We start from the raw sequence: 24,099 nt of genomic DNA, 5'->3' as shown, positions 1-24,099 counted from the left end.
TAAGGATTATGTTGAATTGTCGAAAATGAAGGAAATATTTGATAATCATTGTTATAATAAAATGTAAGATTAGCTATTTTCAGACAAAATAGCTAACTGAGGAGTAATAAGCTTTATGATTTTACCGAAATCATTCTTTCGCTGGTTGAACAATTTATCACCAGTCCGTATTATTTTATTCTTTTATTTAATTGCTGCAATTTTTTCTACAGCACTTTTATGTCTACCAATCGCATATCAAGATGGGGTAGATGTAGCTTTTATTGATATCGTATTTACTGCTATTAGTGCTTTAAGTGTTACAGGATTAAGTACGATAACCATCGCTGATACTTTAAGTACACCAGGAATATTTATTCTTGCACTTATTTTACAGTTTGGCGCTGTCGGTGTAATGGCTATTGGTACTTTTATATGGCTGTTGTTAGGTAGAAAAATAGGCTTGAAAGAAAGACGATTGATTATGACTGACCAGAACCAGACTAGTTTTGAGGGTATGGTGCGATTAATCAAGCAAATTCTTTTGGTACTTCTAACTGTCGAGACAATGGCATTTTTGATTTTAGGTACATATTTTTTAAATTACTACCATACTGCTTCTGAAGCCTATCTTCATGGTTTTTTTAGTACAATTAGTGCAGTAACCAATGGTGGCTTTGATATTACTGGACAATCATTAATTCCATATAAGGATGATTACTTTGTTCAGTTTATAAATATGTTACTTATCATTTTTGGGGCAATTGGCTTTCCAGTATTAATTGAGGTAAAGAATTTTTTATTTGCTCGATACGATAGTCGAATGTCCGTGCACTTTAGCTTGTTTACAAAGCTAACCACCCTAACGTTTTTGATTCTAATTGTAACAGGGTCAATCATTATTTACTTACTAGATATGAATCATTTCTTTGCGAATAAATCTTGGCATGAAAACATCTTTTATTCGTTGTTTCAATCTGTTACAACTAGAAGTGGTGGATTATCTACAATGGACGTAAGCCAACTAACAGAACAGAATCACTTGTTTATGTCCTTCCTAATGTTTATTGGTGCTTCACCTAGTAGTGCAGGTGGTGGTATTCGAACAACTACCTTTGCACTAGTTATTATATTTATCATTACATATGCTCGAGGTGGCAATAGTATACGAATATTTAGACGAGAAGTACATGAAGAAGACCTAATGAAAGCTGTAACTGTAACGTTTATGGCTATGCTATTAGTTTTTATTTCCGTTCTTCTTATTATGATTGTTGAGCCGTTTTCCATTACCCAGATAATGTTTGAAGTAACATCAGCCTTTGGTACAGTTGGTTTATCCTTAGGCATATCAGGTGAGTTATCAACCTTTACAAAGATTATTTTGATGATATTAATGTTTATAGGTAGGGTAGGGATTATAACGTTTCTATTTATGTTTAAGAAAACACGAAAAACTGGGGATTATCATTATCCGAAGGAACGAATAAGTATTGGATAATAATACTGTTAACAAGTGAGGAGAAATCATTATGAAAAATGATCAAGTAGCTTTACCTTTAGATAATCAGCTATTATCTTTTTTTAGCGAAGCCATATTGTTCGTAAAAGATGATGGCTCTATCATAAATGGCAACCATGAGGCTTGTTCTATCTTAGATATGGATTTAATGAACAATAAATCAATAGCAGACTATTTAGATTTTGAATTACTAAGAGGAGCGAAGGAATCTCACTTGTTAATGGAATTAAAGAACTCGAGTCATACACTACTCGAGGTGAAATCCCTCCGAGTGAGTGAAGAAATGTATTGCCTAGTCTTACATGAATTGTCAATCCAAGATAAAGCAGATGAGATTAAGCGATATATCAATAAACTAATGAACTCAACCTTAGAAGGAATTGTTCTTTATGGTGAGAGTCAAATAATTGATTGTGATGATACATTTGCCGCAATGTTTGGATATACGAGAAAAGAAATTATCGGAAAAGCAATGGAACAATTAATTGATCCAAAAAGCTTTGAAAAACTAGCTGATTTTGAACACCTAGCTATTGAAGGGGTATTGGAGCTAAGAGGTATTAAGAAGGATGGAACAATATTTCATATTGAAATTTTAGAATATCCTTATAATGACAATGGCACGGTAGTCCGACTAGCAAGTGTTAAAGATATTACAGAACGAATTGAAAATGAAAACAAAATAGAATATATGGCTTATTATGATGAATTGACGGATTTACCCAATCGTAACTTTTTTAACAAGGTACTAAAAGAAGCTGTTCAACAAGCTAATAATAGAGAGGAATCACTTGCGGTATTCTTTTTGGATCTTGATTATTTTAAAGAGATAAATGATACCTTAGGCTATTCATTTGGTGATGAACTGTTAAAAGCTTGTGCGAAAAGATTAAAAACATTTCAGCAAATGGACACCTTTATTGCTAGATTAAGTGGAGATGAGTTTTTAATATTACAGCGTAATACGTCGAAGGACGAAGCCGTTCAGCTTGCAGAATATCTCATTGCTGAATTTGAGAATCCAATTAAAATTAATGAATATGAGATTTATACGACAGTAAGTATAGGAATAAGTGTTTTTCCGGAAAATGGAACGAATGCATCAGATTTAATTAAGCATGCTGATTCAGCAATGTACGTTATTAAAGAGAAGCATCGCAATTATTATAAACTTTTTGAATCTTCTATATCAGAAAATTTCAAAATCATGCTAACGATGGAATCGGAGCTAAGGAGAGCCTTAAAGGAAGGACAATTTGAGCTGCACTACCAACCGCAGAAGAATTTATTGAATGATGAAGTTGTTGGACTTGAGGCTTTATTACGATGGAATCACCCTGAAAAAGGCTACATTGGTCCCACTGAATTTATTCCGTTAGCTGAAAAAACAGGCTTAATTATTGATATCGGGGATTGGGTCCTTGCAGAAGCTTGTCGACAAAATAAAGAATGGCAGGATAAAGGGTACAGACCGATAACAGTGAGTGTCAATTTATCGGCAAAGCAATTTCACCAACGTAATCTTGTTGAAAAGATTGGAGATATTCTGGATGAAACTGGCCTTGATCCATGTTATTTAGAACTTGAAATTACAGAGAGTATGGCGATGTCAAATGAAGAAGTCATATTACAGACATTACATGCTTTAAATTCTATAGGTGTATTAGTATCCATTGATGATTTCGGTACAGGATACTCATCCTTTAAGTATTTAAGTACGTTCCCAATTGCTAAATTAAAGATAGATAAAATGTTTTTAAATGAGCAGCAAAAAGAAAACCAAGCAATTGTTAAATCAATCATACATATGTCCCACTCCTTAAACATGAAAGTAATAGCAGAGGGTGTAGAGACAATGGAACAATTGACATTCCTAACAAATGAGCGCTGTGATGAAATGCAAGGGTATTTCTTAAGTAAACCCTTGCCAGCTAATCAACTAATAAAATTCTTCGCTTAAATAAATGAAGCCTGTGCATTTCGTGCACAAGCTTCTTCTTTATCTATCAAAACAGAATGGGGAATGCCCCATAAAACAAAAATGTTCATCTGATTAATTATAATAGGCTGCACCAACTATAATAAGCAATATAAACAAAACAACAATTAATGCAAACGTGTTACCCGTGTTACCATATCCACCGTAACCGTAGCCACATCCACAATATCCAACGTTATGCATATCATCACCTCCCAAACTACAGTAATACTATATGATAATCACCCAAATATGATTGGACGTTTACCTAGTTACTGATTCCTTCTTATGGGAGTGGATAACATGTTATTCTTGGGTGGTCTCTAGCTTAATAATTTTTAGCTGGTCATTTTCATAACCAATTGTAAATTGATATTGATAATTTTCGTCGATTGTTTCTTCTTCATTTGGTTGATTCTTTGTTAGATTTATATCGACGGTAACGATAGCTTGATTGTTTTCTTTAATTTCTGTTGAAAGATGGGTGTATTTAACATCCATTATTTGGATATAGCCTTCACGAAAGCTTGAATAAGATGTACTAGACTGCATGGTATCACCCAATAATGAGTATGCACCAACATAATCTCGAATAATAATACTGTCTAAAAAGTATTCCATCACATATTCCGCATCAAGTATAAATTGCTCTTCATCAAGTGAGTTTAGTAGCTCTTCTGTATTTGTGAATGTCAATTGATCATTTTGTGCTTCATTTGACCAAGTTTCGATATCATTAATCACATCTAATATCGGAATGCTAAATCCTATCGTCCCATCCTGTGTGCCGACAGAGTTAATTCCGACTACTTTACCGGTTGTTCGATTTATTAAAGGTCCACCACTATTCCCATGTGTTATTTGTGCAGAGATTTGATATACGTTATTATAGTCAAATCCATCAACTGAAAAATCTCTTTCAGTACCAGAGATAATTCCAAGTGTCACTGTGTTTTGAAATCCATGTGGACTCCCTAGCGCAATTACCTCATCACCAGTCTCTGCTAAAGAATCTTTATCGAGCGTTAATCCAGTTTCACCAGCTAATTGTGGTACACGGATAACAGCTACATCTGTGGTATCTCCACTTCCTATTACAGCAGCCGGATATATTCGAGCATTTGCTGTACGGACATGGATCGTTTCAGCCCCCTTAATCACATGGGCGTTTGTAATGATATCCCCTTTTTCATTAAAGAGAAATCCAGACCCAGTTACTGTGCTATGCTCATTTTGAGCTTCAATTTGGACCACATTCTTTTCAGCTTCATGAATAATCGTCTTTAAATCTACTTCTGTTTCATCTAAATCAAGCTTTTCAATAATCGGATTATTTATGGTCAAATCCTTTGCTTGCCAGGAGAAATAAAGGTAGACAAGAGTCCCAACCCCCATGACTATGATGGCGATTGCGGCTATTATTGGTAGTTTTCGTATTGATTGCATTATATTATCACTCCGTAAACTCGCTTAATAGTTTGTATACCAGGTAATTTTCTTAACGTTAATATCCATTTCCTTAACATTTTCTTTAATGTCATAGTGAGTAAATTCAAATTTACCTGTTTCATTCGGGTAAAGGGTATCTGGATACACATAAACAGTATTGGATAAAAATTCGTTTTCATTTGTTAATAATGAATATTCTACAAGCACGGAGTTAATAGGAATCGTAGCGACGCTTTTCACTTCGCCCTTTACAACTAAGTTACCTTGTTCATCGTTTTCAATGTCAACAGAAATTAATTCCACTGCATCATTTTCATTCATTTCGCGTTCTTCTTCAGCGGTATCAAGAGCTTGCTGTATTCGCTCTTGCTGTGTAACTTCAAAAGACACCTTTTCCTTTTCAATCGTGGTCTTTAAGCTAAGGAGTTTCTCAGAATTAGGTGCATATTTTAATCCGTCTTCTACAATTAATTGCGCATCACTAAATTGCTTCATAGAGAGTTGCTCACTGGCTTTGGTATAGCTGAAGTCAATAATTTGATTTCGGATGGATTCGGTAATTTGAACTGCTTCATCTGACTTAATGGCATCAGCTTCCCATAGTAATACTTTGAGTTCATCAATTGATGGATTTTCCTCAAGGAGAGCTTTTAGTTGTTCTAGCTTTACAGTGCTGCGTTGTAGGACGATATCATCGACAAGATTTGTAGTCGCAGCACCATTATAATTCTTTAATGATGCTTCAGCATCATTTAATAGTGTAAGTGCAGATTGAAAATTATTTTCTTCCAGTTCTTTTGTTGATTCTACTATACTATCTTTAATCGCTAATGCGTTCTTTACAAATTCAAGTGCGGTCTTGCCTTGTTTGAAATTTGACTTTTCATCAAGCGCTTTTGTGAAGTAATCTTTTGCAGCATCATAATCTTCCTCTGCTAGACTTTTCTCACCAAGCTCATAATTTTGTTTTGCTTGCGATGTTTGCTTTTGTAAGTAACCCTGATATAAGCTAACTGCTAGTAATACCATAACAAGTGTGATAAATGGCATCACCCAAAGCTTCTTATAATGTTTCTTATTCGTATAGCGTTCATTAATATCCTCGGGAAGCTCTTCTCCACAACTAACGCAAAATTGTTCTTCTTCCTTTACAACTGAACCACAATAAGGACAGTGTAACATGTTATCACCCGCTTCCTGATTTCGCTATAATACTACAATTATTTTATGTCTATCTTAACATATTTTTCTTTATTTAGGCATTGGAAATTGGTATGATAGAAAAGGTTGATATCATTTTTAAAATAGAGAATTATACATAAGCTATTATTAGGAGGTGCTCTTAGTCATGTGGGAAACAGTTTTTGGAGTAATTTGTTTTCTAGTCTTACTAATGAATATAGGGTTCTGTATATTGGATAATGAAAAGTAAGACAGATTTGTAATACAAAAAAGGTCCATGTGTAGAATGGACCTTTATCATCTTCTGTGGATTGTCATCTTGTCTTGGCTATTTCAGTAAATGGGTAAAAGACAAACTCAGATTTACCAATAATTTCATCCTCCATGATAAATCCTAGCCCATTTCTAGAATCTTTACTTATAGATCGGTTATCACCCATCACGAAATAACGACCTTCAGGAATTGTGATTGGACCATAATTTCCAGTATGATTTTTTGCATCCTCTGTTAAGAATCGTTGATCATATAGTTCATTGTTTACATAGAGCTGATGGTTTTTGATTTCGATGGTTTCACCTGGTAATCCAATGATTCGCTTAACATAATTCTTTTCTGGGCGTTGGATAATGACAATATCTCCTCTGTTAGGTTCACCTATTAGATAAACGAATTTATTAAAAATAACGCGCTCTCCGTCTTGAAGGGTAGGATCCATACTATCACCTTCAACAATAGAAGTCGCAAATATAAATGATCGTAATAAAAACGCAAGAATGATGGCAATTACTATTGCTTTGCCCCATTCAACCCATTCGTTTTTTCCTTTCTTTTTGGCCAAAGAAGACATTCCTTTCTCATTTTAACAATTCTTGTTATTCATTTGGAATAAAGATATGTGTAGCTGTTATCTTATTACTAATTCAATTATACCAATAAATTAGGTATAACAACGTTAATAAATATTTTTGTTTTAGAAAAATAATTTACAAATAATTAATATTCAATTGTTTTTGATAGCTTTTCTATGCTAAAGTAATATAAATAGTAAAGGAGGTATTGTAATATATTTATGTACGATACTGACAAGCTACTAAAGAAGATAGAATCACTTCGGAAGAAAATGAGTAATACTGCATTAACACAAGGTATTACGAGTTTAGAATCAATTGCACTTAGTCAAGAGTTAGACCGTTTATTAAATATTTATGAAAAGGTTAGAGAAAATGATTTTGATTCTTTAGAATCAGAAAAAGAGAAAATAAAACTGCAATAACTATCATATGGCTAATAGGAGGGATATGCAAATAGGAAGCATTATCCCACTATAGCTATGGCCACATTATGTTAATTTTACTTTGCTAAGATAGCTTTCTATGCGGTTAAGTCCAACTTCCAGTGTATTAAAATCATAAGCATAGGATAGCCGCATATATCCTTCTCCAATCTTCGAAAAACTGTCTCCTGGTACGAGAGCAACTCTACCCTTCCTTACTAAATCAAGCCCTAATTCAAATGAAGTTGTTTTTTGTATTGGAAATTTTGGTAAGAAATAAAAAGCTCCATTCGGGTTGTTTACGATTAGGCCCATTTCAACCAGACGATTATACACATAATCTCTTCTTTTCTTATAATTTTCCCGCATCATTTGAGGGTCTGTTAATCCATTCGTCAATGCTTCTAGTGCTGCGTACTGACTAATGGAAGACGCACAGGAAACATTATATTGGTGAACCTTAATCACATGAGTGGCGATCCACTTTGGTGCTAATACATAACCAATTCGAAAGCCTGTCATGGAATGAGACTTGGACAATCCATTGATTACGATTGTACGGTCTTTAACCTCACTAAAACTAGAAATTGATGTATGCTCATAGTCATAAACCAATTCACTATATATTTCATCAGCTAGAATAAAGATATTTTTATCTTTCAAAACTTCTACCAGTTCCTTTAATTCAGATGCTGTAAATGAAGCACCTGTCGGGTTGGAAGGGTAGGGGAGAACAACACATTTTGTATTTGCAGTGATTGCAGCTAATAAGGTTTGCTTAGTTAACTTAAAATTGTCTTCCGTTGTATCAACATATTGAACCTTCGCACCAGCCAGGGTAATCAATGGTTCATATCCCGGATATATTGGTGCTGGTAAGATCACCTCATCACCGGGGTTTAGAATAGTACGAAATACAATATCAATCGCTTGTGATGCGCCTGTTGTTACAATAATTTCGTTTTCTGGATGATAGCTTACACGGTATTTTGTTTCATAATAATCTGAGATTGCTTTTCTTAATTCTATAATCCCTGCATTATTAGTATATGTCGTTTTATTAGTTTGTAATGCATTTATCCCAGCTTTCTTTATATGCTCTGGTGTATAAAAGTCTGGTTGACCAATGGTTAGGGAAACAACGTCTTTCTCTTCTGCGACCATGTTAAAGAACTTTCGGATCCCCGATATTTCAATAGCTTTCACTTGTTTATTTAGTAAATTATCCACTTGTTTTCCTCCAAGATTATATTAAGCAACAAATTTTGAGTGTAGTGTATTACTTTTTTTCATTTGCATGATGATTACTGCACCTATTATACAAGTCATTCCTATTATTTGTACAAACGTAAATGCTTCATTAAAAATAAAAATTCCAATTAGTGTTGCAACAACAGGTTCAATTGTCGTTAAAATAGCTGCTTTTGAGGCTTCTGTTTCGTTTAGTCCATATGTATAGATAATGTATGCTATAGCTGTCGGGAACAGTCCAAGACCAAACGCATAAAAAAGCATCTCTGGCTCAAGTAATAAAGGTAGTTTTTCATGAAATGGAAAGAAAGGTATTAGAGTTATAGCTGCCACAATAAATGTAAACGTCGTAATACATAGACTAGAATATCTACGTAAGGCAAATTTACTAAAGATACTATAAAATGCATATCCGAGCCCTGAACCTAGTCCAAATAGGATACTATCTAATTGAACAACACTTAAATTTATTGGGATTAAGCCTACCACTAAACAAGTTCCGAATAAAGTACTCATAAGAGCGATAGCTTTCCATTTAGTAAAGGCTTCTTTAAAAAATATAAAGGAGAATATAGAAACAAACGCTGGTGCTGTATATAATAGAGCTGTTGCAATTGGAATGGAAGACAGTTCTATCGTCGTAAACATGCAATAATTAAAGAAAATAATACTACAGATACCTGTACCTATAAAGTATTTAAGATCTGTTACTGACTTAAGTATTAAAGCCCTCGGAGATACTATTAGTAAATACAAGACTAATATGATTGCAGTAGTAACTGCTCTCAATGTCACAACTTCCATTGGCGTAAATCCATAATCGTAGAGATTTTTAACAAACCATCCTATTGTTCCCCATAGTGCAGCACCTGTCATGATGAATAGAATTGCTTTATTCAAGATGATTACCACCTCTCCTGCCGGTATAACCCAATATTATAATTATATCGAAAAATTAATAAAATAGCAGACAAATAGGTATATATTATACGTTCTTCGTGCAAAATGGTTGCTACTAGAGAAAAAGGGTGCGATAGAATGTTTTACATGATTGGAATTGTTGATTGGATTAAATTCTCCCATTTAAACTCACTTGGAATTGAAAAAGAGGTATTGTACGTAATTTTAATTTTTATAGGGATTCTTGCTAGCCATATCGTTATACGTCCACTTACAGCATTCCTTATTACATTACAGTCAGAGAGACTATTAAGCTATGTACTTAGTAGCCTTTCATATATTGTATTATTCTTTATTGCTGTACTTTTTATCGGAAAAATTGATCCACTAACGTATCAATTGTTTAAATTTTCCCTTCAAATACTTGGAATTTTAGGGTTTGTTATCTTAATTATTCAGTTGTTAAAGCAAGTATTAAAGCGGAGAAGAAAGGTATAAAAAAAAGCATATCTCATGTATGCTTTTTATCGGAAGGTTTTTTTGGGAGGCCATTCCATTTTTCCAAGAGAAGAAGGAGTAAAATAGGCTGATGATGAATATTGATTTTTCGGTGGTTTTTTTGTAACTGGTTTCCAATCAATATATTGATAAATTATTTTTTTTGCCTGCGATAAAGACATTTTTGTTTGAGGGTTTCGAAAATTATGGTCGAGAGTACCCAAATGTTCTAACTCCTTGAAATCTTCTTTTGATGGAGGGATGTGAAAATAATAATCATCTACCTTCACAAGTAGGGTAGAGTGTTGGTTACTCCGTTTTGGATGATCAGAAAAGTGAAGTCCAATTTTTTTTGCTCGTTTTTCTTTGAGAAGAAGTTTAATGGATTCTTTTTTAATCGAATATAAATGCTGAGGCTCAGGTGCCGTTTTAGCATGACGATTAATAGTATAAATTGCACGTGCAAGATCTCGTAATGATACGTTCGCTTTATTTGTCATCTTAATACCCTCCTTTCTAACATAGCTGTAGTTTGTTTTAATAGTATCTTAAAGCTTGTACACTTTCAATACATAATATCTAGAACCTTTACAAAAAAGCCCTTTATGAGAAGAATTCACATAAAAAATAGAAGCCGAAATAGGCTTCTATTGCATTCCTTCAATAAACGATACTACGTCACCAACTTGTTCATCAGTTAAGTAATATCCATTAAAGTTCTTTATTGCGTTTCCTTCGGGACTAATGACAAAAAAACTAACACCGTGAGCAAATGTATCATCTTCCATTTTTTCAACAGGTGTTTTAAAGGATTCAATTGCAAATTCTTTTATACTTTGAAAATCATAGCCAGTAAGAAATGTCCAATTGTCGAAATCAAGTCCACGAACTTCTCCATATTCTTTTAGAACTTCAGGTGAATCATGCTCTGGATCAATACTAAAGGAAACAAATTCTATATCCGTTATTCCAGCATCCTCTAATGCACGTTCAACTTTCTGCTTATTATAAGTCATTTGTGGGCATTCTGTTTTACAATTTGTATAGATAAAGTCTGCAATCCAAATTTTCCCTTCAAAATCACTTTTACTAACCGATTCACCATCTTGATTGGTGAAGGTGAAGTCTTCCACCTTATATGAAAAATCTCCTTCATATTTTGGGTCACCGCACCCTGAAAGTATCGTAATTATAATGACTAGAAACAATATTGGTTTTAATTTCTTCATCACTGATTCCTCCACTATGTAAAATCAATTTAATTGTATCATGTAAGTTGTTATGAAACTATGGATAATCTGTTACAAACATAATAAAAGAGAGGCAGCTAAATCAGTCCTCTCTAAATTGTTTACTAATAGTTCTCCCAATAATCATGTTCGTAATCAAATAGAGAAGGGGATGATGGGAAATACGGTTGAAACGTATTATAACAAAATGGTCCAATTAATAGTCCTGTTACTATAGGTAATACAGGACTATTCTTTTTAGTTTCTAATCCATCAATTTCGTAAGCATTAGGTAAATGATCATTATCCAATAATAATCTCCCTTTCTTTACGAGCTTATACTATCCTATGCATCCATTCTGAAATAGGGGCTTGTTTATGCATTAGCTCTTCAAGGTAAAGAGATGGATTTCTGGTTTACATAAAAAACGATAAGGAAGACGAGTAGTCCCAATTCCACGACTAACATAGAGATTCAAGTTGCTGGATTCAAATGTATACTTGCCTTCTACATATTTTTCAGCATATATTGGTGTATATAGATGTCCAACAAAAGGAAGGCGCACTTGTCCACCATGACTATGGCCGGAAAGCTGTACTTCAATCGGATACTGAACAGTAATATCAGCAAAATCAGGTTCGTGAGCAAGAAGAATGGTAAATAGTTCTGGATTTGTATTCTCGATTGTTTTCGTTAAATCTGGTCTACCCAGCATTACATCGTCAATACCAGCAAGAATAATACGATCTTGGTTAATCTCGATAGCCTGATGACTATTTTGAAGTAGGTTAAATCCGGCTGAATGCATGACCTTTTTTATGGTTTCAGTACCATATCCTCCATGATCATGATTTCCATAAACCCAATACTTTCCATATGGCGCATTAAGCGTTCCAAGTAAATCTGTAAGCCTATTGTCCCAACTATATTGGTTCGGTTCATCCACTAGATCACCAGTGAAAACAATTAAATCTGGCTTTAATTGATTAATTTGTTTAGTTAATTCTTCAAACTGATCGAGATCATAATGAAAACCAATATGCGTATCGGAAAATTGTAAAATTGTAAAATCATTGAATGATTGAGGAATATTAGTACCTTTTATTGTTTCTTGCTGGATGGAAAGGAGTCCTGGTTCAATATCCCTTGCATAATAATAGGTTCCACCACTTAAGCCTAATAGGGTGAGTGCACCACCAAAAAACCTTTTTAGAAAAGCTCTTCTATTCATAATGTCACCTTTCGTGAACGATAGTAGTAAATGATAATTTGCTTCTTTCAAGTGCAGGATAAAATAGTTAACGTATAGAATTATAGCATAAATTATTGGAAGCTTTCATTGTTTATTACTTCAATTACGTAGTGTTTTTTGACTTTTTATATAAATAGAAATAGTATGAACATATAGGGCGTTTACTATATTGTGAGAGGAGAATATAAATGAACACGAAGACGGTAATCGTTACTGGAAGCTCTAGTGGCATGGGGAAATACATGGCAAAAAAGCTTGCGGATGAAGGGGCAAATGTTGTGCTAACAGGTAGAGGAGAGGAGAAGCTTCTTGCTGTTAAGGAAGAACTTGAGAAAACGGCGAAAGGAAAACTCCACATATTTCCGATGGATGTGCGAAATCCGGATGATGTCGAACGCATGGTTACGGACACTATTAATCATTTTGGAAGAATTGATTCATTAATTAATAATGCCGCTGGGAACTTTATATGCCCAGCAGAAGATCTATCTGTTAATGGTTGGAACTCTGTGATAGATATTGTGTTGAACGGAACCTTTTATTGTAGTAGAGAAGTAGGTCGATATTGGATAGAACATGAGATAAAGGGTTCCATTATTAATATGGTTGCTACATATGCGTGGAACGCTGGAGCCGGAGTGATACATTCTTCGGCAGCGAAGGCTGGTGTACTTAACATGACACGTACGCTAGCAGTAGAATGGGGTACCAAATATGGTATTCGAGTAAATGCCATTGCGCCAGGTCCAATTGAACGAACAGGTGGAGCTGAAAAACTTTTTTTATCTGAACAAGCTGCAAAAAGGACCTTGGAATCAGTTCCATTAAAACGACTTGGAGAGCCAGAAGAAATAGCAGAATTGGCATATTTCTTACTTTCTGATAAAGCATCTTATATAAATGGAGAAGTTGTCACGATGGACGGAGGTCAATGGTTAAATAAATTTCCTTTTTAATCAAAAATGGACAATACGGCTAATTGTATTGTCCATTTTTGATTAATTACAATGATCACACGTACCGTGGGATGTATTTTTACCTTCAATTTGTAGAGTGCAGTGACTAATTTGGAAAAGCTGTTTTATGATGTCCGTTCCCTTGGCAACTAGTTTATCGCGATCAACATTTTCTTCAACTATAATATGACAGCTTAACATTGGTAGTTCGGAAGTGATAGACCAAATGTGTAAATCATGCACATTGATAACTCCTTCAAGATTTCTCAGCTCAGTAATAATATCGTTTGGGTTAATATTTGATGGTTTTCCTTCCATGAGTACATGTAGTGAATCTTTCGTAACACGATAACCAGAAATAATAATTAGAACTGCAACAATGATACTTGCGATTGGATCTGCAAGATACCATCCAAATGCCAAAATTAAAATCCCTGCAAGGATTGCTCCAACTGAACCTAATAAATCTCCAAGCACATGAAGAAGTGCACTTCGAATATTCAAGTTATCTTTGGAATCTCCACGCATTAGTAAGAAAGCTACACCGATATTTACAAGAAGTCCGAGACTTGCAATGATAATCATATTAGCACTTACTTCTTCGGGCTCAACAAAACGAGTTATTGCTTCATAGAATATATAGAGTGAAATAACGATTAACGTAACACCGTTTAAAAATGCAGCAATAATTTCAAAGCGCTTATAGCCATATGTCTTTTCGGATGTTGCTTTTCTTTCTCCAATTTTAAATGCAAGTAAACTTAATCCTAGTGCTGCAGCGTCACTTAGCATGTGCCCAGCATCCGATATTAAGGCAAGACTATTTGTGAGAAACCCACCGATAGCTTCTACAATCATAAATGTAAAAATAGCAATGAAGCTAATTAACAGTACTCGTTTATTAGTAGAATGGTGATGATGATGTCCGTGTCCATGTTCGTGCCCATGGTGGTGATGATGACCCATTTCTTAATTCCCTCCTATCGTATGTTTCGTATGATCAATGGTTTGTTCTAATAAATTCATGACATGATAATCATCAATAGAATAAAAGTACATGTTTTTCTCACGACGATTTTTGATTAAGCGAAGTTGCTTTAAGTATTTTAATTGGTGTGAAATGGTGGATTGCTGCATATTTAGCGCATTTGCAATTTCTGTAACCGATTGCTCTTGAAAAAATAGTAAGTGAAGAATACGAATTCGGGTTGGATCAGATAAAGCTTTAAAGGTCTGAGAAACTTGCTCAATCAAAGCTTCGTTCAACGGTTCATAATTCAATCGTTAACAACTCCCTTTCTATAATATGAGCATATGCTCATATTATAGAATAAGTGACAATTATTTTCAATTTATTCTTAACAATGTTGTACATGCTAATTCAGTTAGAAATATGGTAAACTATGGTTAGGGAAAGAGAACTTTATTTTCTCAAGTATCTAATCGTTAATGCTGTACTGCTAAGATGGAACTAAAACTCCTTTATCGTGAAGAGAATTACTAGGCTTTCTGATTTGTTATTTACACTTACTTGTTAGTTGTTTTTGAGAGCCTTTCACCAAGAATGAGTATTTAAGTAGTATTTAAGAGGAGCGGGTATTATGAGTTTATTACAAGATAAGGATTTGACAGCGGTAACAATTTCTGAGTTAATGATTTCATCTGAAAAAGTTGCGCATGTCCAAGTTGCCAACCCATTAGAACATGCATTATTAGTTTTAGTAAAGTCGGGCTATTCAGCTGTCCCGGTACTAGATGCAACGTATAAATTACAAGGTACAATAGGTAAGACAAAAATATTAAATGAAATACTTGGTCTTGAACGTTTTGAAATTGAACGTTTATCGAGCTTACAAGTTCAGGATGTAATGAATACAGATATTCCAAGATTATATAAGGAAGCTTCCATAATTGATGGATTAAAAGCATTAATTGATTTCCCGTTTGTTTGTATTGTCGACAAGGATGGATATTTTGATGGCATTCTAACAAGAAGGGCATTACTAAAAGAATTAAGAAAAGATGTATATGCTGCTAGAAACAAGTAAGTTGAATTTTTAAAGCATCCTTCATGAAGATGGGGGATGCTTTTTACTGTAATAATTGCTCGATTTGGTGCAGTCTGTTAAAGTGAAGATTAGAAAAAATAATAGGGGGTTATTCCATGAACATGATGGATGCCAATGAGATTATTAATTTTATCTCTAATAGTAAAAAGAGTACACCAGTAAAGGTATATATAAAAGGTGATGAATTAAAAAGCTTAGAGTTTGGGGGAATCCAAGCTTTTGTAGAGGAGAAGACGGGTGTATTATTTGGTGAATGGAAGGAAGTTTCGACTTTCTTAGAAGCAAATAAATCTGTTATTTCTGAATTTGTGGTAGAGAATGATCGACGTAATTCGGCGATTCCATTATTGGATTTAAGAAATATCAATGCTCGTATCGAGCCAGGTGCAGTTATTCGCGACCAGGTTGAGATAGGTGATGGTGCTGTAATCATGATGGGTGCCATGATTAACATTGGAGCAGTTGTTGGTGAAGGTACAATGATTGATATGAATGCTGTATTAGGTGGTCGAGCTACAGTTGGAAAGAATTGTCATATTGGTGCTGGAACAGTATTAGCAGGCGTTATTGAGCCTCCATCTGCAAAACCAGTAGTGGTAGAAGATGATGTTGTTATTGGAGCCAATGTAGTCGTTTTAGAAGGCGTAACAATTGGAAAGGGAGCAATTGTCGCAGCTGGTGCAGTTGTTACAAAAGATGTAGAGCCTTACACATTAGTTGCAGGTACTCCAGCGAAAGTACTGAAAGAAATTGATGAGGGTACCAAGTCAAAAACTGAAATTAAACAAGAGCTACGGAAATTGGACAATTAAATAGGTGACCCAAGATGGAGTTAACTTCACTTAGACAAATTAGACGTGATTTACATCAAATACCTGAACTAGGATTTCAAGAATTTAAAACTCAAGAATACTTATTACAGAAGATCAATGACTTGGTCACCCCCAAAGTTACAGTTAAAACGTGGAAAACAGGTATCTTAGTAAAAGTTTCTGGTAAAAACCCTCGAAAAACAATCGGATATCGAACAGACATTGATGGATTACCAATTGATGAACGAACAGGCTTTGATTATTCATCTAAACATCCCGGTCGAATGCATGCATGTGGCCATGACTTTCATATGACAATTGCATTAGGGTCTCTACAGGCTGTAATTGAACATCCAATACAAGATGATGTGGTTTTTATTTTTCAACCGGCCGAAGAAGGTCCAGGTGGCGCTTTACCAATGATTCAATCCGAGGTCTTTACACAGTGGAAACCGGATTGTATCTTCGCATTACATATTGCTCCGGAATACCCTGTTGGAGTAGTTGCCACAAAGCCTGGTTTATTATTCGCTAATACTAGTGAATTGTTTATTGACTTTAAAGGTAAAGGTGGACACGCAGCATATCCGCATTTAACAAAGGATATGGCAGTAGCGGCTGGGAGTTTTATTTCACAGATTCAAGAAATTGTATCTCGTAGTCTAGATCCATTGGATAGTGCTGTTGTAACAATAGGAAAGCTGACAAGTGGTCATGTTCAAAATGCTATAGCGGAGACTGCAAGGCTTGAAGGGACTATTCGAACGCTTAAACCAGAGGCTATTCATACTGTGAAGAAAAGAATAGAAGCAATTGCGAAAGGGATTGAGATTAGCTTCGACTGTAGAATCGCAATTGATTATGGCTCAAATTACTATCAGGTTTATAATGATGAGAAATATGTCCAGTTATTTGAGAAAGTGATGAAAGAGAGTAATATTACATTTCTCAAAGCGAAGAAAGCAATGACAGGTGAAGACTTTGGTTTTATGTTAAAGGATATTCCAGGATTTATGTTTTGGTTAGGGGTAGACTCTCCTTATGGCCTTCACAATGCCCAGTTAAATCCAAAAGAGGATGCCTTAATGATTGGTGTGAAATCAGTTGTAACAGTGCTACAATCATTATCATCTAATCCGAATTAATTCGCATATCTTCCTTACTTTCGGTCAAACTAAGCATGTAAATATGCATAGATTAGAGGAGTGAAGAAGATGGCAAGAATCGGGGTTGAAGAGTCCCTTACAGATGTAAAAGAAGCATTAATGGAAATGGGACATGAGGTCATTGAACTGAAATCTGAAGCAGACACAGCGCATTGCGATTGTTGTGTAATATCTGGTTTAGATAAGGATGTAATGGGTATGTCTAACACTAGTATTGCTGGTCCAGTAGTAAATGCATCAGGTGAGGATGCGCAGTCGATCTGTCAAATGGTTAATGACAAATTAAGTTAGTTAAACAAGGCTTCTCTATAGAAGCCTTGTTTTTTTATATATCTAAAAAGAAAAAAGAATTTATCCTATTTCTTTAGTGAAAATACGTTTACTTTCGTTAATAAAAAAATTTTTAAAAAATTAAGCAAAATTTATAGCAATTTATTTCGGAAACCGTTATATTAGTAATTACGTGAAAGATATACACTTCATGGGGGAGGGACACATATGGATACATTTAAAAAACTAAAACAATTTTATTGGCCTTATAGAAAGTATTTCTTTACTTCACTAATCTTTCTATTTTTTGTAACGGTCATTACGGTTGTGTATCCAATTATCTTACAGATTACGATTGATACTGTTGTAGGGGAAGAGAGATATGAATTAATACCTTACATCGCCGGAATTTTTGTTGTATTAATGCTAATTAAAGGAATTGCAACATTTTATCATCAGTATTTAGGGGAATTATTTGGAGTTACGACGGTATATCATGTTCGTGATGCATTGTATAAGAAACTTCAAGTTCTATCCTTTAAATATTATGATAATGCGAAAACAGGAGATATTATGTCGCGACTGACATCGGACGTAGAGGGATTTCGTTTCTTTCTTTCGTTTGGCTTTGCGGAGCTTCTTCGCATTGTTTTACTAATTGGTATTAGTTTAAGTGTCATGTTTTACTATTCCGTACCGCTTGCTCTAGTAACAATGGCAGCGATGCCTTTCTTAGTTGTTGTAGTAATGCGGTTTGAAAAGCTGGCACATCCAGCGTTTCGTGGAATTCGTAAATCCTTTGGGAAATTAAACACAAGGGTTCAAGAGAATATTAGCGGAATGCAAACAGTAAAGTCATTGTCACGTGAAGACTTTGAAATTGGTAGATTTTCCACTAGCAATGATGATTATCGTCAGAATTATGTTAAAACCTCAGAAATTTGGGCAAAATTCTTCCCGCTTATGGAATTTATTGGGAATGTATGTGCTGTTGCACTTCTTGGTTTTGGAGGCTACCTCGTAATAAATGGAGGACTTGAACTTGGTGAATTAGTTGCCTTTTTTAGTTTAGTTTGGTACATTATGGGGCCGCTTATGAACGTTGGGTATGTCATTAACCAATTTTCACAAGCAAAGGCTTCCGGAGAACGCCTAAGGGAAATTTTAGAAGCACATGAGGATATCGTTGTTCAAGAAAATGCGAGCGCAACTTCCATAAAAGGGCATGTTACTTTTGATAATGTGACATTGACGTATACGAAAGATGATGATTCTGCATTAAAAAAAATCAGCTTTGATGCGCCACCTGGTAAAACAATAGGGTTAATTGGTGCCACCGGATCTGGTAAAACAAGTATTACACAGTTAGTAACAAGGTTTTACGAGCCTGAGCTTGGTGAGGTCCTTGTGGATGGAAAACCAGTTGCAGATTATGATTTAAAAACATTACGAAAGCATATTGGTTTTGTATTACAAGAATCATTTTTATTTTCCACTACGATTCGTGAAAATATTGCCTATGGTAATCCAGATGCAACTGAGGAACAAATCATTGATGCGGCTAAGCGTGCGCAAGCCCATGATTTTATTATGGGAATGCCTAAAGGATATGATACGTTACTCGGTGAAAGGGGAATGGGGCTTTCTGGTGGTCAAAAGCAACGTATAGCGATTGCTCGTGCAATCTGTATCGACCCAAGTATTCTCGTTTTAGATGATGCGACATCGGCTGTCGATATGGAAACTGAATTCCAAATTCAAAAAGCGTTAAAAGAGGTCATGAAAGGAAGAACGTCATTTATTATTGCTCATCGTATTTCTTCTCTCAAGCATGCTGATGAAATATTAGTACTAGAAGATGGAGAGGTCGTTGAACGTGGAACCCATAATGAATTAATGAAAAATAATGGTGTCTATGAACGTATCTATCGAATTCAATATCAGGACCATGATGTGATTATGAAAGCGACGAACTAAGGGGGGAGAGCGAGTATGGCTAAGAAAGAAGATAATCAAAAAAGTAAGCGTCATTTAAAACGGTTTTATTACACAGTTGATCAAGCAATTGAAAAACCTTTTAACTGGAAACAAATCTGGCGCCTACTTGTTTACTTAAAACCATATACAAAAACATACTTACTTGGTGCTATTATCGCCATGATTGTTTCGACTGCAATTCGTCTAGCTGTTCCAATATTAATTAGTAAAGCAGCAATTGATATCGCGATTGCGAATAAAGATACTTCGCTACTAATTAACCTGGTAATTGTTATTGCGGTTTTATATTTACTAAGCTATGTAGCAAACTATTTCCGAATTAAATGGGTTAACCTGCTTGGACAGAATGTCATTTATGACTTAAGACAACATCTTTTTACCCATGTTCAAGGTTTATCACATCGATTCTTTGATTCGAGATCAGCAGGGTCTATCTTAGTTCGAATTATGAATGATACGAACTCATTACAAGAGCTGTTTTCAAACGGTATTATTAATCTATTAATGGATATTGCAACATTACTTGGTATTGTAACCATCTTGTTTGTACTTAGTCCGAAATTAGCGTTAGCTGTAATGGTAGTATTACCTTTAATGTTTTATGTTACAAGTGTTCTCAGAAGAAAGATTCGTCGTTCGTGGCAGGATGTTCGTATCCAACAATCGAGAATGAATTCTCATTTAAACGAAAGTATCCAGGGAATACGTATCACGCAATCCTTTACACAGGAAAAGGAGAATACGGAGTTCTTTGATGGTTTAAATACAGATACATTTAAGGCATGGTTGAACGCAACGAAAAAGAGTGCCATGTTCCGACCATTTGTTGAGATGAGTAATGCAGTAGGTACTGTAATATTAATTGCTTATGGTGCACATTTGATCATTGGAAATGACATCTTACCAGGTACTTTCGTTGCCTTTGCCTTCTATCTAGGAATGTTCTGGGATCCAATTTCTCGTCTAGGTCAAATGTATAACCAATTACTTGTTGCAATGGCTTCATCCGAACGAATTTTCGAATATCTAGATGAATCGCCAAATGTCGATGAGATTGAAAATGCCTATGAATTTGAAGAGATGAAAGGCCATATTGAATTTGACGATGTGCAGTTCTCCTATGATCAGGAGCGTATTGCTTTACACGAAGTATCTCTTGAAATGAATGCAGGTCAAACGATTGCATTGGTTGGGCATACTGGTAGTGGAAAGTCCACAATAGCAAACCTAATAAGTAGGTTCTATGATCCAACAAAGGGTGCTGTCAAAATCGATGGGCATAATCTACGAGAAGTATCGTTAAATAGTTTACGCAGACATATTAGTGTGGTATTACAGGATACGTTTATTTTCTCAGGTACGATAATGGAAAACATCCGATTTGGTCGTCCAGATGCAAGTGATGAAGAGGTAATAGAAGCAGCAAAAGTTGTAGGAGCGGATGATTTCATTCAACGACTAGCCAATGGATATGAAACTGAGGTTGAGGAAAGAGGGAATATTCTTTCTGCTGGTGAGCGTCAATTATTATCCTTTGCTCGTGCATTACTAGCAAATCCGAGTATTATTATACTAGATGAAGCAACAGCAAGTATCGATACGGAGACAGAGGTTAAAATTCAAGCAGCACTACGTAGATTGTTGAAAGGAAGGACGGCAATTATCATTGCCCACAGACTATCAACCATTCGTGAAGCAGATAATATTTTTGTATTAGAGCATGGTAAAATATTAGAAAATGGTAGCCATGATCAGCTAATGGAATTAAAAGGAGAGTACTATGAATTAGTGCGTTCTCAGTTTCAAATGCTAGATGCTATCTAAAAAAGGGAGAAGCAATTTCGTAAATAGAAATTGCTTCTTTTGCTTTCTATTGATAAAGTATTACTTACCAGAGTATTTTCTATGGAGGAACTATAAATGAAAAAAGAATTTGCAGTGATTGGATTAGGCAGATTTGGGGGAAGTATTTGTCAGGAACTGAGTAGGGAAGGGATGGAAGTATTAGCGATTGACAAGAATGAAGAACGTATCAATGAGTTTAAGAACATCGCTTCTCATGCCGTAATAGGTGACTCCACCGATGAAACGGTATTGAAAGAATTAGGGATAAAAAATATAGATCATGTCATCGTTGCAATTGGTGATAATATTCAAGCGAGTATCCTAACGACGGTTGTATTAGTCGAACTAGGTGTAAATAAAATTACGGTTAAAGCTCAAAATGATTATCATGCCAAAATATTAGATAAAATTGGGGCGCATCATGTTGTTCATCCGGAAAGGGATATGGGAAGAAGGATTGCCCATAGTATTATTTCTAATAATATAGTAGATTATTTAGAGCTATCCGATGATCACAGTATTGTAGAGGTAAAAGCAGGTAAAAAGATGATTGGGAAATCTATTATAGGATTAGATATCCGTGCTAATTATGGGTGTACAGTTGTTGCGATTAAGCAAGGGAAACATATCAATGTATCTCCAACACCAGAGGATACACTAAGAGAAGATGATATTCTTGTTGTCGTTGGAGCCGATAAGGATATTGCAAGGTTTGAAAGACAACTTGTAATAGACGATTAAATTGAATTAAAAACATGAAAAAGGATGAAATTCTTATGAATTTCATCCTTCTCTCATTTATACTTCCATAATAATTGGTAAGATCATCGGTCTACGCTTTGTCTTTTCATACAAGAACGGTGCAATTGTATCAGTTATTTCATTTTTGATTTCAGACCATTGCGTTGTTTTACGCTCCATCACTTTATTAAGGTGTGAGGCTACTAATTTTTGTGCTTGATTTATCATGTCCTCTGATTCTCGCATGTATACAAAGCCGCGTGAGATAATGTCTGGACCAGCAGCAATTTTGAATTCCTTCATATTGATGCTGACTACAACAATAACTAGTCCTTCTTCTGAGAGGATACGACGGTCACGTAACACGATATTACCAATATCGCCAATACCGCTACCATCTACATAAACTGAGCCAGAAGGTATTTTTCCTGCAACTTGTGCACTATCCTTACTAAGGGCAAGCACATCGCCATTATCCATCACAAAGGTATTCTCAATATTAACATCACACATTTTTGCTAACTTTGTGTGCTCCACTAACATTCGATATTCACCGTGTATAGGCATGAAGAACTTTGGTTTCATTAATCGAAGCATCAATTTTTGTTCTTCTTGACTACCATGCCCGGAAGTATGAATATCATTAAGTTTACCATGAATAACTTCAGCACCAGCACGATATAGCATGTTAATCGTTTTACTAACACTTATTGTATTTCCTGGGATTGGTGAGGAAGAAAACACAACTGTGTCACCTGGTATAATTTGAATTTGTCTATGTGTACCGTTAGCAATACGTGATAATGCTGCCATCGGCTCACCTTGTGAACCTGTACAAAGAATCGTTACTTCTTGTGCTGGAAGTCGATTAATTTCATTCGCTTCAATAAAAGTATCCTTTGGCGCTTGAATATAACCTAATTCTTGGCCAAGATTAATAGCATTTTCCATACTACGACCAAAAACAGCTATTTTACGATTAAAGCGGATTGCTGATTCCACAACTTGCTGTAGTCGATAAATATTAGAAGCAAATGTGGCGAAAATAATACGACCATCTACTCGACTAAATATGTCATTAATACTTGATCCAACCACTTTTTCGGACATTGTAAAACCAGGAACTTCACTGTTTGTACTATCGGAAAGTAGACACAATACTCCTTCTTTTCCGATTTCTGCCATTTTTGCTAAGTTTGCAGGGTCACCAACAGGTGTGAAATCAAACTTAAAGTCACCAGTGTGAACGATATTCCCAGGTGGCGTTTTAATTACGATACCATAGGAATCCGGGATACTATGTGTTGTACGGAAGAAACTTACAGATGTTTTACGGAATTTAATAATGTCATCTTCTTGAATGGTATTTAATTTTGCATTTCTTAACAAGCCATGTTCTTCTAATTTATTTCGAATTAATCCAATCGCAAGCTTACCTGCGTAGATAGGTATATTAATCTCACGCAGTAAATATGGAATTCCACCAATATGATCCTCATGACCATGAGTAACAATTAATCCTTTAATTTTCTCTTGGTTCTGCACAAGATACGTATAATCAGGAATTACATAATCGATTCCTAGTAGTTCATCTTCTGGGAATTTAATTCCTGCATCAATAAGAATAATCTCATCTTGGAATTGTACGGCATACGTGTTTTTTCCGATTTCGCCGAGTCCACCAAGTGCAAATACCGCTGCTTGATCATTTTTAACGAATTTCATAT

At 35.1% G+C, this 24,099-nt stretch carries 25 protein-coding genes; 12 read left to right on the top strand and 13 right to left on the bottom strand.

Annotated elements, in window-relative coordinates; genetic code table 11:
* Nucleotides 1–115 precede the first annotated feature (115 nt).
* Nucleotides 116–1,480: a TrkH family potassium uptake protein gene (locus tag ABC228_RS05430; RefSeq protein ID WP_345824067.1), complete on the top strand. Its 1,365-nt coding sequence runs from the start codon at nucleotides 116–118 to the stop codon at nucleotides 1,478–1,480.
* Nucleotides 1,481–1,511: 31 nt separating this feature from the next.
* Nucleotides 1,512–3,461: an EAL domain-containing protein gene (locus tag ABC228_RS05425; RefSeq protein WP_345824066.1), complete on the top strand. Its 1,950-nt coding sequence runs from the start codon at nucleotides 1,512–1,514 to the stop codon at nucleotides 3,459–3,461.
* Between the two features lie 93 nt (nucleotides 3,462–3,554).
* Here the strand turns inward: ABC228_RS05425 and ABC228_RS05420 are convergent, their stop codons facing one another.
* The 4 genes from ABC228_RS05420 to lepB form a co-directional block, all read right to left on the bottom strand.
* Nucleotides 3,555–3,683, bottom strand: coding sequence for a YjcZ family sporulation protein (locus ABC228_RS05420; RefSeq protein WP_345824065.1), 129 nt, complete (start codon nucleotides 3,681–3,683; stop codon nucleotides 3,555–3,557).
* A gap of 102 nt (nucleotides 3,684–3,785) precedes the next feature.
* Complete coding sequence (locus tag ABC228_RS05415) at nucleotides 3,786–4,925, bottom strand: S1C family serine protease (RefSeq protein WP_345824064.1); 1,140 nt, start codon at nucleotides 4,923–4,925, stop codon at nucleotides 3,786–3,788.
* 24 nt (nucleotides 4,926–4,949) lie between these two features.
* Nucleotides 4,950–6,110, bottom strand: a complete 1,161-nt coding sequence (locus ABC228_RS05410; protein WP_345824063.1) for a zinc ribbon domain-containing protein — start codon at nucleotides 6,108–6,110, stop codon at nucleotides 4,950–4,952.
* A gap of 314 nt (nucleotides 6,111–6,424) precedes the next feature.
* The gene (gene lepB / locus ABC228_RS05405) at nucleotides 6,425–6,949 is read right to left on the bottom strand and encodes a signal peptidase I (protein ID WP_345824062.1); all 525 of its coding nucleotides are present in this window, start codon (nucleotides 6,947–6,949) and stop codon (nucleotides 6,425–6,427) included.
* 231 nt (nucleotides 6,950–7,180) lie between these two features.
* On the opposite strand from lepB, the gene ABC228_RS05400 reads away from it, so the two are divergent.
* Nucleotides 7,181–7,384: a Spo0E family sporulation regulatory protein-aspartic acid phosphatase gene (locus tag ABC228_RS05400; RefSeq protein WP_345824061.1), complete on the top strand. Its 204-nt coding sequence runs from the start codon at nucleotides 7,181–7,183 to the stop codon at nucleotides 7,382–7,384.
* A 66-nt stretch (nucleotides 7,385–7,450) separates the two neighbouring features.
* Here ABC228_RS05400 and ABC228_RS05395 read toward each other — a convergent pair whose 3' ends face one another.
* Together ABC228_RS05395 and ABC228_RS05390 are read right to left on the bottom strand one after the other, a co-directional pair.
* On the bottom strand, nucleotides 7,451–8,614 hold the full coding sequence (locus ABC228_RS05395) for an aminotransferase A (protein WP_345824060.1): 1,164 nt from the start codon (nucleotides 8,612–8,614) through the stop codon (nucleotides 7,451–7,453).
* A gap of 21 nt (nucleotides 8,615–8,635) precedes the next feature.
* Nucleotides 8,636–9,535 (bottom strand): DMT family transporter, encoded by a 900-nt coding sequence (locus ABC228_RS05390; RefSeq protein ID WP_345824059.1) that lies wholly within the window; start codon nucleotides 9,533–9,535, stop codon nucleotides 8,636–8,638.
* A gap of 138 nt (nucleotides 9,536–9,673) precedes the next feature.
* Between ABC228_RS05390 and ABC228_RS05385 the strand changes: the two genes are divergently transcribed.
* On the top strand, nucleotides 9,674–10,033 hold the full coding sequence (locus ABC228_RS05385; protein ID WP_345824058.1) for a hypothetical protein: 360 nt from the start codon (nucleotides 9,674–9,676) through the stop codon (nucleotides 10,031–10,033).
* 26 nt (nucleotides 10,034–10,059) lie between these two features.
* On the opposite strand, the gene ABC228_RS05380 is transcribed toward ABC228_RS05385, so the two are convergent.
* The 4 genes from ABC228_RS05380 to ABC228_RS05365 form a co-directional block, all read right to left on the bottom strand.
* Entirely contained in the window at nucleotides 10,060–10,533 is a 474-nt protein-coding gene (locus tag ABC228_RS05380; RefSeq protein ID WP_345824057.1) for a YkyB family protein, read from the bottom strand.
* A gap of 147 nt (nucleotides 10,534–10,680) precedes the next feature.
* Nucleotides 10,681–11,262 (bottom strand): SCO family protein, encoded by a 582-nt coding sequence (locus tag ABC228_RS05375; protein WP_345824056.1) that lies wholly within the window; start codon nucleotides 11,260–11,262, stop codon nucleotides 10,681–10,683.
* Nucleotides 11,263–11,387: 125 nt separating this feature from the next.
* Nucleotides 11,388–11,573, bottom strand: a complete 186-nt coding sequence (locus ABC228_RS05370) for a hypothetical protein (RefSeq protein ID WP_345824055.1) — start codon at nucleotides 11,571–11,573, stop codon at nucleotides 11,388–11,390.
* A gap of 72 nt (nucleotides 11,574–11,645) precedes the next feature.
* Nucleotides 11,646–12,494: a metallophosphoesterase gene (locus tag ABC228_RS05365; protein WP_345824054.1), complete on the bottom strand. Its 849-nt coding sequence runs from the start codon at nucleotides 12,492–12,494 to the stop codon at nucleotides 11,646–11,648.
* 209 nt (nucleotides 12,495–12,703) lie between these two features.
* Between ABC228_RS05365 and fadH the strand changes: the two genes are divergently transcribed.
* Nucleotides 12,704–13,471 carry a 2,4-dienoyl-CoA reductase gene (gene fadH, locus ABC228_RS05360; protein WP_345824053.1) on the top strand — a complete coding sequence of 256 codons (768 nt, stop codon included), beginning with the start codon at nucleotides 12,704–12,706 and terminating at the stop codon, nucleotides 13,469–13,471.
* A 42-nt stretch (nucleotides 13,472–13,513) separates the two neighbouring features.
* Here fadH and ABC228_RS05355 read toward each other — a convergent pair whose 3' ends face one another.
* Complete coding sequence (locus ABC228_RS05355) at nucleotides 13,514–14,437, bottom strand: cation diffusion facilitator family transporter (protein WP_345824052.1); 924 nt, start codon at nucleotides 14,435–14,437, stop codon at nucleotides 13,514–13,516.
* Between the two features lie 3 nt (nucleotides 14,438–14,440).
* Nucleotides 14,441–14,752, bottom strand: coding sequence for an ArsR/SmtB family transcription factor (locus ABC228_RS05350; protein ID WP_345824051.1), 312 nt, complete (start codon nucleotides 14,750–14,752; stop codon nucleotides 14,441–14,443).
* Nucleotides 14,753–15,072: 320 nt separating this feature from the next.
* On the opposite strand from ABC228_RS05350, the gene cbpB reads away from it, so the two are divergent.
* From cbpB to ABC228_RS05315, 7 genes are all read left to right on the top strand, one after another.
* A complete protein-coding gene (gene cbpB / locus ABC228_RS05345) occupies nucleotides 15,073–15,519 on the top strand; it encodes a cyclic-di-AMP-binding protein CbpB (RefSeq protein ID WP_345824050.1) in 447 nt (148 codons plus the stop codon).
* Between the two features lie 116 nt (nucleotides 15,520–15,635).
* Nucleotides 15,636–16,352, top strand: coding sequence for a 2,3,4,5-tetrahydropyridine-2,6-dicarboxylate N-acetyltransferase (dapD, locus tag ABC228_RS05340; RefSeq protein WP_345824049.1), 717 nt, complete (start codon nucleotides 15,636–15,638; stop codon nucleotides 16,350–16,352).
* Between the two features lie 14 nt (nucleotides 16,353–16,366).
* Complete coding sequence (locus ABC228_RS05335) at nucleotides 16,367–17,497, top strand: N-acetyldiaminopimelate deacetylase (RefSeq protein WP_345824048.1); 1,131 nt, start codon at nucleotides 16,367–16,369, stop codon at nucleotides 17,495–17,497.
* Nucleotides 17,498–17,566: 69 nt separating this feature from the next.
* A complete protein-coding gene (locus ABC228_RS05330) occupies nucleotides 17,567–17,809 on the top strand; it encodes a YkuS family protein (RefSeq protein WP_345824047.1) in 243 nt (80 codons plus the stop codon).
* 207 nt (nucleotides 17,810–18,016) lie between these two features.
* Nucleotides 18,017–19,765, top strand: coding sequence for an ABC transporter ATP-binding protein (locus tag ABC228_RS05325; RefSeq protein WP_345824046.1), 1,749 nt, complete (start codon nucleotides 18,017–18,019; stop codon nucleotides 19,763–19,765).
* A gap of 15 nt (nucleotides 19,766–19,780) precedes the next feature.
* Nucleotides 19,781–21,610: an ABC transporter ATP-binding protein gene (locus tag ABC228_RS05320; RefSeq protein WP_345824045.1), complete on the top strand. Its 1,830-nt coding sequence runs from the start codon at nucleotides 19,781–19,783 to the stop codon at nucleotides 21,608–21,610.
* Nucleotides 21,611–21,706: 96 nt separating this feature from the next.
* Entirely contained in the window at nucleotides 21,707–22,372 is a 666-nt protein-coding gene (locus tag ABC228_RS05315; protein ID WP_345824044.1) for a potassium channel family protein, read from the top strand.
* A gap of 57 nt (nucleotides 22,373–22,429) precedes the next feature.
* Here ABC228_RS05315 and rnjA read toward each other — a convergent pair whose 3' ends face one another.
* A complete protein-coding gene (gene rnjA, locus ABC228_RS05310) occupies nucleotides 22,430–24,097 on the bottom strand; it encodes a ribonuclease J1 (protein ID WP_345824043.1) in 1,668 nt (555 codons plus the stop codon).
* Nucleotides 24,098–24,099 lie beyond the last annotated feature (2 nt).

This window comes from Ornithinibacillus xuwenensis (assembly GCF_039614845.1).
GTDB classification, from domain to species: Bacteria; Bacillota; Bacilli; order Bacillales; family Amphibacillaceae; genus Ornithinibacillus; species Ornithinibacillus xuwenensis.
The sequence above is the reverse complement of the archived record's forward strand: the minus strand, read 5'-3'. Positions and strand labels throughout refer to the sequence as shown.